General features: G+C 64.0%; 16 protein-coding genes and 1 tRNA gene. 10 read left to right on the top strand and 7 right to left on the bottom strand.

From position 1 onward, the window contains the following. Positions 1-73 precede the first annotated feature (73 nt). From ACFR99_RS14705 to ACFR99_RS14690, 4 genes are all read left to right on the top strand, one after another. Positions 74-682: a CBS domain-containing protein gene (locus ACFR99_RS14705; RefSeq protein WP_390288638.1), complete on the top strand. Its 609-nt coding sequence runs from the start codon at positions 74-76 to the stop codon at positions 680-682. 101 nt (positions 683-783) lie between these two features. Further along, the gene (locus ACFR99_RS14700; RefSeq protein WP_390288636.1) at positions 784-2,007 is read left to right on the top strand and encodes a phosphoglycerate kinase; all 1,224 of its coding nucleotides are present in this window, start codon (positions 784-786) and stop codon (positions 2,005-2,007) included. Continuing rightward, the gene (locus ACFR99_RS14695) at positions 1,976-2,491 is read left to right on the top strand and encodes a GNAT family N-acetyltransferase (protein WP_390288634.1); all 516 of its coding nucleotides are present in this window, start codon (positions 1,976-1,978) and stop codon (positions 2,489-2,491) included. The genes ACFR99_RS14700 and ACFR99_RS14695 overlap by 32 nt, the downstream gene beginning before the upstream one ends. Positions 2,492-2,503: 12 nt before the next feature. After that, positions 2,504-2,577 (top strand) — tRNA-Thr (locus tag ACFR99_RS14690). 112 nt (positions 2,578-2,689) lie between these two features. Here the strand turns inward: ACFR99_RS14690 and ACFR99_RS14685 are convergent. After that, positions 2,690-3,106, bottom strand: a complete 417-nt coding sequence (locus ACFR99_RS14685) for a thiol-disulfide oxidoreductase DCC family protein (protein ID WP_390288632.1) — start codon at positions 3,104-3,106, stop codon at positions 2,690-2,692. A gap of 130 nt (positions 3,107-3,236) precedes the next feature. On the opposite strand from ACFR99_RS14685, the gene ACFR99_RS14680 reads away from it, so the two are divergent. Beyond that, on the top strand, positions 3,237-4,802 hold the full coding sequence (locus ACFR99_RS14680; protein WP_390288630.1) for an HTTM domain-containing protein: 1,566 nt from the start codon (positions 3,237-3,239) through the stop codon (positions 4,800-4,802). Between the two features lie 33 nt (positions 4,803-4,835). On the opposite strand, the gene ACFR99_RS14675 is transcribed toward ACFR99_RS14680, so the two are convergent. Next, a complete protein-coding gene (locus tag ACFR99_RS14675) occupies positions 4,836-5,450 on the bottom strand; it encodes a universal stress protein (protein WP_390288628.1) in 615 nt (204 codons plus the stop codon). A 97-nt stretch (positions 5,451-5,547) separates the two neighbouring features. Continuing rightward, entirely contained in the window at positions 5,548-5,988 is a 441-nt protein-coding gene (locus ACFR99_RS14670) for a dCTP deaminase/dUTPase family protein (protein ID WP_390288626.1), read from the bottom strand. 189 nt (positions 5,989-6,177) lie between these two features. On the opposite strand from ACFR99_RS14670, the gene ACFR99_RS14665 reads away from it, so the two are divergent. Beyond that, entirely contained in the window at positions 6,178-6,846 is a 669-nt protein-coding gene (locus ACFR99_RS14665; RefSeq protein WP_390288624.1) for an O-methyltransferase, read from the top strand. Here the strand turns inward: ACFR99_RS14665 and ACFR99_RS14660 are convergent. Both ACFR99_RS14660 and ACFR99_RS14655 read right to left on the bottom strand, forming a co-directional pair. Then, positions 6,831-7,280 carry a hypothetical protein gene (locus tag ACFR99_RS14660; protein WP_390288622.1) on the bottom strand — a complete coding sequence of 150 codons (450 nt, stop codon included), beginning with the start codon at positions 7,278-7,280 and terminating at the stop codon, positions 6,831-6,833. The genes ACFR99_RS14665 and ACFR99_RS14660 overlap by 16 nt on opposite strands. Before the next feature lie 136 nt (positions 7,281-7,416). Next, positions 7,417-7,869 (bottom strand): hypothetical protein, encoded by a 453-nt coding sequence (locus tag ACFR99_RS14655; protein WP_390288620.1) that lies wholly within the window; start codon positions 7,867-7,869, stop codon positions 7,417-7,419. 139 nt (positions 7,870-8,008) lie between these two features. On the opposite strand from ACFR99_RS14655, the gene ACFR99_RS14650 reads away from it, so the two are divergent. After that, entirely contained in the window at positions 8,009-8,539 is a 531-nt protein-coding gene (locus ACFR99_RS14650; protein ID WP_390288618.1) for a hypothetical protein, read from the top strand. Positions 8,540-8,732: 193 nt separating this feature from the next. On the opposite strand, the gene ACFR99_RS14645 is transcribed toward ACFR99_RS14650, so the two are convergent. Beyond that, complete coding sequence (locus tag ACFR99_RS14645; RefSeq protein WP_390288616.1) at positions 8,733-9,545, bottom strand: mechanosensitive ion channel family protein; 813 nt, start codon at positions 9,543-9,545, stop codon at positions 8,733-8,735. A gap of 761 nt (positions 9,546-10,306) precedes the next feature. Here ACFR99_RS14645 and ACFR99_RS14640 point away from each other — a divergent pair. Beyond that, positions 10,307-11,077 carry a creatininase family protein gene (locus ACFR99_RS14640; protein WP_390288614.1) on the top strand — a complete coding sequence of 257 codons (771 nt, stop codon included), beginning with the start codon at positions 10,307-10,309 and terminating at the stop codon, positions 11,075-11,077. A 39-nt stretch (positions 11,078-11,116) separates the two neighbouring features. Here the strand turns inward: ACFR99_RS14640 and ACFR99_RS14635 are convergent, their stop codons facing one another. Further along, positions 11,117-11,308, bottom strand: a complete 192-nt coding sequence (locus ACFR99_RS14635; RefSeq protein WP_390288612.1) for a DUF8027 family protein — start codon at positions 11,306-11,308, stop codon at positions 11,117-11,119. Positions 11,309-11,423: 115 nt separating this feature from the next. Between ACFR99_RS14635 and nikR the strand changes: the two genes are divergently transcribed. Together nikR and ACFR99_RS14625 are read left to right on the top strand one after the other, a co-directional pair. Beyond that, positions 11,424-11,849 (top strand): nickel-responsive transcriptional regulator NikR, encoded by a 426-nt coding sequence (gene nikR / locus ACFR99_RS14630; protein WP_390288610.1) that lies wholly within the window; start codon positions 11,424-11,426, stop codon positions 11,847-11,849. 130 nt (positions 11,850-11,979) lie between these two features. Then, positions 11,980-12,357: a cupin domain-containing protein gene (locus tag ACFR99_RS14625; protein WP_390288608.1), complete on the top strand. Its 378-nt coding sequence runs from the start codon at positions 11,980-11,982 to the stop codon at positions 12,355-12,357. Positions 12,358-12,427 lie beyond the last annotated feature (70 nt).

Here is a 12,427-nt window from a genome sequence, read left to right as displayed (position 1 = left end):
ACCGAACTTCGGTGCCGTATTGCTTAAGTGTGCCGGAGGTAGCTTTTAGCCCGTTCGTGCGAATCATTCGCATATGGAATCGGAACTGTCCGTCAGAGACGTGATGACGACCGACTACGTTGGTGTCAGTGAGTCCGATACCGTTCTCGACGTCGTGGGGCTCATGCGCGACGAGCAGACGAGTTGTGCGCTGGTCGTTCGCGGTCCGGAGCCAGTCGGCATCGTAACCGAGTGGGACGTCCTCGAACTCGTCGCGGACGAGCACGACCCGGCCGAGCTGATCGTCGAAGAGGCAATGACGACGCCGGTCATTACGGTGGGACTCGACCGATCGCTCACCGATGTCGCGACGACGATGGCCCGCCAGAACATCCGCAACGTCGTCGTCGAGGGCGACGACGGCGTTGCCGGGGTCGTTACCCAGCGCGACGTCATCGCCGCCGCGAGCTCGTTCCAGGCGACGATGACGCCCCCGCGCTCGAGCGAGCCGCCCATCGACCGCGACCGTCAGTCCGCCGAACCCACGGCGACTCGTCCGACCGTGGAGGGCGAGACGCAGTTGCTCCCCAACGGTGGCGACGAGTACACGACCCAGGGCGTCTGTGAGGCCTGTGGCTCGCTCGCGGAGTCGCTGTGGGACGCCAACGGGCAACTGGTCTGTGCGGATTGCCGATCGGTGTGAATCGGGAGCGACTTCGATGGTATCGTGTGTGGTGCCAGCATATACCGCCCCTATCTCTCCGATAGAAAGACCTTTCGGGGGCCGCGGTGGAGGGGTCGATAATGATCGCGACCCTCGACGACCTGGACGTCGAAGGGACTACCGTCGGTGTTCGCGTCGACGTCAATAGTCCGATCGACGACGATGGCACGCTCGCAGACGACGCCCGACTGCGCGCTCACGTCGATACCCTCTCTGAACTCGTGGCGCGTGGCGGTCGGGTCGCCGTCCTCGCTCATCAGGGTCGACCCGGCGGCGACGAGTTCGTCACGCTCGAGCCCCACGCCGATCGCCTCGCTGAGTTGCTCGGCCAGCCCGTCGACTACGTGGATGCGACGTTTACCGACGCCGCTCGCGAGGCCGTCAGGGACCTCGACGACGGCGACTGTGTCGTCCTCGAGAACACTCGCTTCTACAGCGAGGAGTACATGGAGTTCGACCCCGGGCGAGCCGCCAAAACGCACCTCGTGCAGGGCCTCGAGCCAGTCCTCGACGCCTACGTCAACGACGCCTTCGCCGCGGCTCACCGCTCACAGCCTTCGTTAGTCGGTCTACCGACCGTTCTGCCGGGATATGCCGGCCGCGTCATGGAGTCCGAACTCGACGTGCTCGGCTCGATCGAGGAGACCCCCGAACCTCGCGTCTACGTCCTCGGCGGTGCGAAAGTTCCCGACTCGATCGACGTCGCCTGGTCGGTCTTGGAGAAAGGGTTGGCCGATCACGTCCTTACGGCGGGTGTCGTCGGCAACGTCTTCCTCATCGCCGACGGCGTCGACCTGGGCGACGCCAGTTCCGATTTCATCTACGACCAGGGTTACTGGGACGAGATCGATCGCGCCGCCGACTTGCTCGATGCCTACGGCGATCGGATCGCGCTCCCACGGGACGTCGCCGTCGCTCGCGACGGCCAGCGCCACGAACTCGGTGTCAACGCCCTGCCACCGGGCGACAGCGAGGCCGCCATGGACATCGGCTCGTTGACCCTCGAGTACTACGAGCGCATCCTCGCGGACGCGGAGACGGTGATCCTCAACGGCCCGGCCGGCGTCTTCGAGGACGAATGCTTCGAGACGGGCACCAGACAGCTGTTCGGTGCCGCCACGGATCGACCCATGAGTATCGTCGGCGGCGGCGACACCGCCTCCGCCCTGCGCCAACTCGGCGTCGAGGGCTTCTCCCACGTCAGCACCGGCGGCGGCGCTGCCTTGCGGATGCTCACCGCCGAACCGCTCCCCGCCGTGACCGCACTCGAGGATGCCCCCGAACAACCCGCAGCCGACGATTGAACTCGCCACGCGGGACGATCTCGAGACGGTCACTGACCTGTGGGTCCGACTCGCCCGCGATCAGCGCCGTCACGACTCGGCCGTCCGCGCCGACCCGAACCGCGAGACCATGCGCGAGACGCTCGCGGCTTACCAGATCAACGACGGCCTCCTCGTCGCCCGGCTCGCGGGCGAGATCGTCGGCTTCGCCTCGGTCACGATCGAGCGTGGCTCTCTCGAACTCGACAGTACCCGCGGCCTGCTCTCGAACATCTACGTCGAACCCGCGTTTCGTGACCGCGGTATCGGGGCCGCGTTGCTCGACGCGGCCGAGGAAGCAGCCGCCGAGCGCGGTGCCGACGAGGTGTTGCTCGAGGTGATGGCCGACAACGAGGCGGCCCGTCGCTTTTATCGGCGCGAGGGGTACGACGAGTTCCGGGTGACGATGGCGCGACCGCTCGAAAACCGGGACGAAAACGATACACATTCAAAGGAGGACGGCTAATCAACAGCCAGCGCCAGGGGAGCATGGGCGGTTCATGCACTCGACTTGTAATCGAGACTTCGTGGGTTCAAATCCCACCCCTGGCTTTTCTGCTCGCGAACGGACGTGAGTGAGCGAAACGCCGACGTGGGGAACGGTTTGTAACGAAACCCGCGACCGTCGGAACACCACTCTCGGAACGGAGATACCGGTCCAGACCTACTCGAGAAACCGCGATCGAACGTCCCCCGTCGGCATCATACACTGGTCTTTTTGCCCGAACCACCGATAGCGACGGGCGGCGACGAAGTCGTAGGCGCGGTCGCGAATCGGCCGCGGGAGGTAACGCAACGCCGATAGCAGCGCGTACACCCCACCCAGGTGCGCGGCGATCCGTGCGACGGCACCCGACTTGACGTAGCAGTCCTCGCCCTCGATCAGCACGATCGACTCCAGGGTGTCCGTCGGGAGGTCGTGTGCCTCGAGGAGCTCCTGCCCGACGTCGGACTGGAGGGACGCGAAACGGATCTTCCCGTCCGGATCTCGAGGGACAATGAACTGCACGAAGCCGTTACAGAGGTTACAGACCCCGTCGAACAGGACGATCGGATTCTCGGCCGGGATCTCGAGACTCATCGAACGACTCCCCATACGGCGTGTCTGTAGTTCAGGGTTCCGATCAATGCTCAATAGGTCAAATGTGTCTTTCACGATACACCAAGCTTATGCCAATCTGCCCGGGACACCGGAACATCTAGTTCAGACGATGCAAGAACGAACCACCTCATCTGACGTCCGCCGCCGGCTTTCGGAGACCGTCGATCGGCTCTCGGCCGGCATCGCGAACCGGTTTGCGATCGATACGCGAGCGCTGGCCGCGTTCCGGATCGCGCTCGGCCTGCTGTTGCTCACTGATCTCGCACTTCGCTCACGGAACCTCGAGGCGTTCTACACCGACTCGGGAGTCCTCCCACGGGCGGCGTTGTTCTCGGATTATTCGACCGTCTACTCGCTGCACACACTCTCGGGTGAGGCGTGGGCGATTGCGGTGTTATTCGTCGTCGCCGCCGTCTTCGCTGCCGCGATGACTGTCGGGTATCGAACCCGGCTCGCGACGGTCTGCTCGTGGCTGTTGCTCCTCTCGCTGCACGCCCGGAACCCGATGGTCCTCAACGGCGGGGACACGTTGCTTCGGGTCCTGCTGTTCTGGGCGATATTCTTGCCGCTGGGCGAGCGGTGGGCCGTCGACGCTCGCCGCACTGACGAGCCTCGAGCGACCGTCTCGAACGTGGCGACGATGGCGCTGTTGCTACAGATCGTTGCCATGTACGTCGTGAACGCGATCCACAAGAGTCGTGGGGACATGTGGTTCAACGGCGAGGCAGTCGTCTACGTCTTCAGTCTCGATTATCAGTTCACGTTCCTGCTCGGCGACGTCCTCGCGGAGTATCCCGAGTTGCTGCGCGTGATGACGTACGTGTGGGCGGCACTGCTGGTCAGTTCTCCGCTGTTGATCGTGCTTACTGGCCGTCCACGAGCAGCGCTCGCGACGGCGTTCGCCGGGATGCACCTCGGAATGCTCGTGACGATGCGGATCGGGATCTTTCCGCTGGTCGTCGTCACCGCGCTCGTGCCGTTCTACCCACCTGTCGTCTGGGATAGCGTGACCGCGCTGGCGACTCGCATCGGCCTCACGGGACCGCTACACGGTGCGATGTCCCGACTCCGGACGCTCCTCCCCGAAGGACCGACAATCGAGGATCTCCCGACCGCTGCACCAGCACCACAGCGACTCCTCACCGTTGGGGTCGCCCGCGGGCGCACGCTGTTTTCGACGATACTTCCCTGGCTCTTTCTCACGCTCGTGGTTCTCTCGAACGCCCAGGCAGTCGGTTACACCGACGTTCCCGAACCCGGCGAGGCCGCACTCGAGGCGACCGAAACTACCCAGTCGTGGCGGATGTTCGCTCCCGAACCGCTCGGGACCGACGGCTGGTTCCTCGCGCCGGCCGAACTCGAAAACGGCTCCGAGGTCGATGCCCTCCATCGGTCCGAGGTCAGCTGGGGTCCGCCATCGAGCCACGAGGATGTCTATCCAACCACTCGCTGGCGGAAGTATCTCTCGAACGTCTGGAGTGGCGATAACGAGAACCATCGATCGTATCTGGCGAACCATCTCTGTGAACGCTGGAACGGCGATCACGAGACCGACCTCGAGCGGCTCGACCTCTACTACATGGCACAGCCCTCGGAGCCGTACAACGAGACCGAATCGGTAAACAGTATCAAACTCCAGGAGTACAGCTGCGACGGCGAGTTCGTCCAGGACTGAGCCCGATCGGAGCGTGCTCTCCTCGTGAGTATCCTACTCAGAACCGTTCGCGATACGAGCTTCGCTCGTCACGGCGTCGACGTGGACGTGGAGCGACCCGGCATCGGTCTCGAGGGGGACGATCCACGAGGCGCTGGTTCGGTATGGATCGTCGCTGACGGAGATGTCGTTATAGCCGTCCGCTCCGGCAGCTTTACGCGCGATCCGGGCGGCCTCGTCGGCGTCCTCGATTCGAATCTCGTCGTTCAGCCGGACGGTGACGACGGGGATGTCGGCCATGCGGACGATCCGTTCGGTGACGCTGCCGACGAGCACCCGATCGAGGCCGGTTCGACCCTGTGTCCCCATGACGATCATATCGATGTCGTGGTCGTCGGCGTACGCGAGTATTTCCTCGTGTGGCACGCCCTGTTCGACCGCCGTCACGGCGTCGACCCCCTCGCGCGTCGCTTCGGTTTCGACGCGCTCGACGGCTCGCTCCGCGGCGGGGTGTCCCTCGTCGGTCTGGAGCGTTCCCAGTGGCCCCTCCGGAACGACCGACAGTGCGTGGATCGTCGCATCGAATCGCTCCGCGAGCGTGAGTCCGTGCGTGAGCGACTGCCGGGTCCCGTCGCTCCCGTCCGTCGGAACGAGGATCTCCTGATACATCAGTACCGCAGGCTAGGGAGCCTGATGGTAAATATACTGCTTCACAACACGGATCGGACGATTGTCGTTCGATTCTGGCGCAATCGCGATCGGCTCCTCACGGAGCTTGATCCGACAGCAGCGTCGACACCCGCGCGTTCTCCTTGAGCTCGAGGCCGCCGTCGGCGACCGACAGCGGCATCAGCGGCAGGTGATCTCGCACCAGCATCGAGGGATGCGAGCCGCCACGGGCCAGCAGTTCGTTGCGCGGCTGGAGTTGGACCGGTTGTTCGAGGTCCGTCAGAAACTCGTTGTGCTGGATCACGTACTGGCCACCCTCGAGGTGCCACCAGCCGTACTCGTCGTCGGGGGCCGCGAGCTCGGTCGGAACCGGCTCGAGGTCGGCGTCTTCGAGTTCGTCGCCGCCGAAGTCGATGCTACCGGGGGCAGCGACCTCGTAGACGGCGGCGACCGTCAGGTCGATACCGTGGTCGTGGACCTGTACGGGTTCGTACACCAGATTATCGACTGCCTCGGCGAGGGTGTGGTCGGCAGACATGTCGGTCGAAGGGATGGTTTCGAGCGGCAAAAAGGATACTGTCGCTCCCACGAACCCCTGACTGGCAGGCCGACGCGGACGGGCAGTGGGACGGTGCAGCGAGAGAATCGCGACGGCGGCTCGCGTGCGAACAGTGGCTGACCGGAGTGTCCGGCAGTCTATTTGTGCTGGCGGCCGGTATGCTCGCGTATGACCGACGTTCTCACCGACGACATCGCCCGCTTCGTCCGTGCAGCCGGTCCGGACCCCGACGAGACGCTAATCGAGATGGACGAGTACGCCGCTGCGGAGGGCTTTCCCCACGTCGGCCCGGAGGTCGGCGCGTTCCTCCGGCTCGTCGCTCAACTGACCGGTGCCGAGCGGATCTTCGAGTTCGGCTCCGGATATGGCTACTCCGCCTACTGGTTCGCCGAGGCCCTCCCCGGCGACGGCGAGATCGTCCTTACCGAAGTCGACGCGGACGAACTCGAGCTCGCCCGCGAGTACATGGCCGCGGGTGGCTACGACGCGATCGCACGATACGAACACGGCGACGCGATGGCGGCGATCGACCGCTACGACGGGCCGTTCGACGTGGTGTTGATCGACCACGAGAAGCACAGATACGCCGATGCATTCGAGGCCGTCCGCTCGAGGGTCCCGGTTGGCGGCGTCGTCATCGCCGACAACGCGATCACGGCCAGTGTCGTCGACTTCGACGACCTGCTCGCGTGGGCCGAGGGCACGCCAGCGGACGAGACGAACGAACACACACAGGGAATTATCGACTACCTCGAGACGGTCCGTGCCGATCCGGCTTTCGAGACGGTGATCGTCCCGCTCGGCGAAGGGATTGCGGTGAGTTACCGCGTCGAGTAATCGGAGGCCTCGCCCTCGAGGACCTGTTCGTCTGCCGGAGCCGGGGAGCCGTACTCCCGGCAGCCGAGAAAGATCGTCGTGCCGGCGGCCGCGAGCAGCGTCGCCCAGGTGACTGCGGTGAGCGCGACGACCGTCACCGCGGCGGGTCCCGGCGCGACGGTGCCGACTGTCTCGAGGCCGACGGCGTGCGTGCCGGCGATCCCGATGAACGAAAGCCACAGGCCCAGTGCTGTGTGTGCGAGCGTCCGCCGTGTGACGGACTGGGCGTAGCGAGCGACGCCGTAAACGCCGACAATTGCGAGCGCGGTCGCTCCGGTCGTTAGTTCGACTCCGTCGACGGCGGTGGTCGTGACGCCGGCGACGGCGAAACAGGCGAGCGAGGCGGCGAGCAGGGGTCGATCCGAATCGGGTAGTGTCGGAATCACGTCGTGCACCGCTTTGCCGGGTTGAGTCGGTGCCGGAATATATAGCTGTTGGCTGACTGCAGCCGATGCGTGCTCGTACGGAACTCCAGTCAGTGCCGGCGGGCACGCAACTCGCCCTGAGCCGTACCGAGAACCTGTGAACGGATCAGTCGTCGCCGCCGTCGGCGAGGACGCGCTCTTCGGGCGTTGGCCGTCCCGGATGGATCCCGTACCAGGCGAAGGCATACAGGACCGACATCGACACGGCACAGAGGGCTGTCGCACCGGCGATCGACTCGAGGACGAGCCCCGCGACCGGGCCAGCGAACGCGTCACCGACGGCGGCCGCCGCTTCGCTGTCGGGGGCAGTCGCCAGCCCGTAGGGGAGGAAGGTCGCGAAGGCAAGCACCCACCATCGTTTCGCCACGCGTCGAAGCTGTGCCGTTTCGGCTTCCCGTACAGTACTCGTGATTCCGGCAATGCCGACCGCAATCAAAACGAGGGCCGGAATCGTACGGGTCGGGGTGTCAAAGCCGGTATTACCCGCGACGCCGACGGCGACGATCGCGACGGATCCGATGAGGCGGGCAATCGAGCGGGTGGGCCCTGTTCGAGGCATTCTGTCCCGCGGTAGTAACGGATTGTACAAAACTCTCGCGAAGCAACAATACACACGCTCGCGTGACTTTCTTGTTGAGGTATCGTTTTCGACAACAAAGGACGTATTACCCATGCCCGCAACTCGAACGTGAGAACGAATGAGGGAACGCGATCGAGTCGATCCCACCACCCATCTTCGACGGCGCGTGTCGACCGCGGCTGGCCGAGCGACCGACATCGCGTCGCGGGTGCCCGGAACCGGAGTCACACAGCATCTAGGACGACTCTGGAAGCGACACGTCCGGGAACGCCCCGACCAGTATCAGGCGTCGATCACCTTTCCGACGGCACCGGATCGGCCGACGGTCGGCGAGATCCACAGTTGGATCGAGGACGTAGAGCACATCTTCGAAGGGCGTCTCGACGTCTACGCTCGGCGCGGGAGCATCGCAGTCGTGACGGACCACGTCTCGGACGACCTGTTCGACGAGGCGGCGTTCGATGCGGTCTGCGAGCGGATCGAGGACGGCTACAGCGGCTCCCGTTCGATTGTGCACCTCAGGAAGTGGCGACTGAACGACGGAGACCTCGTGCGAGCCCACGTGATCGTGCCGGTCAAGCCACTCTTTCCGGACGACGAGGCCGACGGTCCGGCTGCTCGAGCCACGAGCGAGATCGAAGCCGACTGATCGTCGCCGCCGCGGTCGAGTGCGTGACCGGCCTCGTCAGGTGCCGCGTCGTGTCGAGAGCGACCGCAGGCGGGGCCGTGCGGTTATACTGCCGGACAGAACGACGTGAACCCGGTCGCGAATTCGCGGCCGTCTCTACAGGTGACGGCCGCATACATGCGACCGGCTTCGTATCGACTTCTGTCCAGTAGCACTAATCGTCGTCGGTCGGTCCGGGACCGGGCTCGGACCCCGGTTCACGGTCGGTGCTTGGACTGCTACCGGTGCGGTCGCCGGCGCGAGACTGGCTCCCGGTGGACTCGCTCTCGCCGGGTGCGACCTCGCTCGTCCGGCTCATCCAGCGGTCGATGTTGTCGGCGACGTAGTCCTTGCCGCCCCAGCCGAACGCGACGCCAGCGCCGATGGCGATGGCCGCGCCGAGTCCCCACGCGAGTGCCCGGGCAAACACGTAGAGGATGCCGACGTCGATCCCCATCGTGTCGAGACCGATGACGATCGCCGTGAAGTAGAGGAACATCCGCGCACCGGTGGCGAACCAGGTTGTGTAGGCCGTCTGGGTCGCCGCGCGGGTCCGTTCGATCGCGTCGCCGATGAAGTCCGCGACGACGAACCCGAGGACGATGACCGCCAGCCCGGCGATGAAGGCCGGCAGGTACGACACCGCCGTCGAGATCCACTCCGACAGCGTCGCGATCGCGAGTGCGTTCGCAGCCGCGAGAATCGCGAGCGCGTAGACGAACCACTTCGCCAGCGTCCCGAACGCACTCGAGACGGCCTGTTCAGTGCCCCCGAGGATGCGTCCGAGCGGCGTCTCGAGGACCATTCGATCGAGTTCGACGCCGTCGGCGAGCCGGCGGACGGCGCCTGCGGCCACTCGGCCGATGATCCAGCCGATAGCGAGGATCACCAGCGCGCCAACGAGACGTGGAAGGAACGTGACGAGCTCCGCGACCGGGTCTTGTAGCCACTCGGGAACCTGTGCTTGAGCGGGATATCGGAGTACCATGTACTGATTCTCGTCGGTCCGTCCGTCCTTTGTAATTGAGTGCCTATCAATCAGTAGTGAAACTAACAGGTCACGTTTCACGCGGTCGCGACGATTGAAGTGTGCGTTACGGCGAATTGCGCGCTCGCCGTACCGTGACGTATCGATACGGGTTCCGATCGGAACGCCGAAAACGAGCGCGATCGATCACGAATCGATTCGCACGCAGGCAGGCGATAAACACGTGTTGTGACCGAGCCGAGAGCACGGGGAGAGACCAATCAGTCGTGACTGAAACGTCGCTCTCTCATCGGGCGACCGAACGTGTCCAGTTTCACGCATAGAGTACGACCGGTCGTGTGTCGAGCGCATCGGGGCGACCGCGATCACGCACGGGCGTTCCGGACTCGGGACACGGATCGCGGCGTGTCGATTCGCCCTCGATTCTGATCCCATGATGAATCAGCAATCTGATTGGGTGTTCGTCCCGTCTCTGCCTCAAAAATCAAAATAAACTCGTTCTCCGGCCGAGGAACCAGCGACATCGACGAAACAAGCCCGGCAGCACGCTCGTTCGTTCACGCCAGGACACCGGTTTCGGTAATATGGTATTACCGACGACACCTCGTCAGCGACGGGTTTCCACGTGTTGGATCCTCGTGTTCCGGCCAGACATCGCTTCGACGCGGCTCTCGGCGCTTTTTCTCGCTTCCGGGCGGCGTGCGTTCGTGTGCTGGTCTTTCACACTACGCTATTGGTGATCGACACACGAGAGGGTACGTATGTACCTCGCCGACGAAGCGTGGCCGGATCTCGAGACGTACTTCGAATCGGAATCGCTCGCGCTCGTGCCACTCGGATCGACGGAACAGCACGGGCCGCACCTGCCGGAGGCGACCGACCATCTGATCGCCGAGGCGTTCGCCCGGGAGGCCGCCGATCGAACGGGCTATCTCTGTACCCCAACGATCAACGTCGGCGTCAGCGGCCACCACCGGCAGTTCCACGGGACGATGTGGGTCGAGCCACCGGCGTTTCGCCAGTACATGGAGTCGCTGACGCGAAACCTCACTGCCCACGGAATCGACCGCGTGATCTACGTCAACGCCCACGGCGGCAACGTCCAGCACCTCCGGGAGGTCGGAGCGCGACTCCGGCAGGAGGAAGTCGCCTACGCGATCGAGTGGATGTGGGACGAGTCGATACCGGAATTGGTCGACGAGCTCTTCGCCCAGAACGGTCCTCACGGCGGGCCGAAAGAGACGGCGATGATCAAGTACCTCGAGCCGGAGCTGGTTCACGACGACCGTCTGGCAGAGGCCCGAGACACTGGCGTGGCGAGCGTCGAGGACGCCGGAACGGTCAAACATGGCTCGCGGACGTTCTACGACGCGATCGACAACAGCGACAACGGCGTGTTCGGCGATCAGACGGACGCGACGGCCGAGAAGGGCGCACAACTGTTCGAGGCCGCGAGCGACCAGCTCGTCGCACTCTGTGAGTGGCTCGCAGCCCAGGAGTTCGAGGACCTGCTGCCCGCCGACCACGTATAGCCTGCTGTCAAACCGTTCTGGAGCACCCGTCAGACCGTATCAATCGGCAGCGTCCCTGCGATCGAGGAGTCGCTCGATCGTCCCTTCATCGAGGAGTTCTACCAGCGTCTCATCGCCGGACCGGTACCGCTCGAGTTCCGAGTCGTTCAACCGGTCCTCGAGTTGCTCGTCTCCAAGGCGCGCCTCGAGTGCGTCGTCGATGTCGTCTGGATCGTATCCCGGAACTGGCATGTGTTGCCATACCATGTCGATGGTCTTATAGACCTGTGCTCATTGCCGAGGTGCCAGTCGATCCGAACGGTTCCTGTTTGATAAGGCTTAATAGATCTCTCACTCGAGTTATTACATGGCAGTCGTCAGCGTCTCGATGCCGGATGAACTCTTGGAGCGACTCGATCAGTTCGCCGACGAGCACGGCTATACCGGCCGGAGCGAAGTCGTCAGGGAAGCCTCGCGGAACCTGCTCGGCGAATTCGAGGACACTCGACTCGAGGACCGCGAGCTAATGGGCATCGTCACGGTGTTGTTCGACTACGAGACCACAAGCGTCGAAGAGCGAATGATGCATCTGCGCCACGAACACGAGGAACTCGTCGCCTCGAACTTCCACAGCCACGTCGGCGACCACTACTGTATGGAACTGTTCGTCCTCGAGGGCGAACTCGAAGACATTTCGGCGTTCGTCGGGAAGATCCGGGCGACCAGGGACGCACTGACGGTCGACTACTCGGTCATCCCGGTCGACAGCTTCGATCCGCTCGCGCAGGAATAACGGCGTGCAGCCGAACGCATACTGTTGGCCCCTCCGGCTCACACGTCGATCGCACTCGAGACGCGATCGAGCGTTCATCGGCCGTCGTCCAACAGTATAGTTTTACTGTCGCCCTCGCGAATGGGGGCGTATGTCATACCGGAAGGTCAACTACGAGGACGTCGAGCAGGTCTCGAGCGCGATGCACTTTTTGAGCGATCCACTCGAAACCGAGCAGGTCGGCGTGACGGTGGCGCGTTGTGATCCCGACTGGAAGAGCAAACCCCACGATCACACGGAAAACGACCACGAGGAGGTCTACGTGCTCATCGAGGGGGAGGCGACGGTCGTCATCGACGACGAACCAGTCACGATGGAGGCCGGCGACGCACTCTGGATTCCGCCGGAATCGACGCGCCAGATCCGCAACGGCGACAGCGAGAGTGCGTTCGTGCTCGTCAGCGCCCCGAGTATCGCGGACGACGACGGTGACGGCAACGAGTGGCTTCTGTCGGGCTTTGCCGGATAGCCTCGAGTCGGTCCCGAATCGTCGAGCCGGTAATCGGCGGGACGATTTAGTGATCCCGTGTGGTCATCGT

This window comes from Haloarchaeobius amylolyticus (genome assembly GCF_042678045.1).
Taxonomy (GTDB): domain Archaea; phylum Halobacteriota; class Halobacteria; order Halobacteriales; family Natrialbaceae; genus Natrinema; species Natrinema amylolyticus_A.
This window is presented reverse-complemented; position numbering and strand designations above follow the sequence as displayed.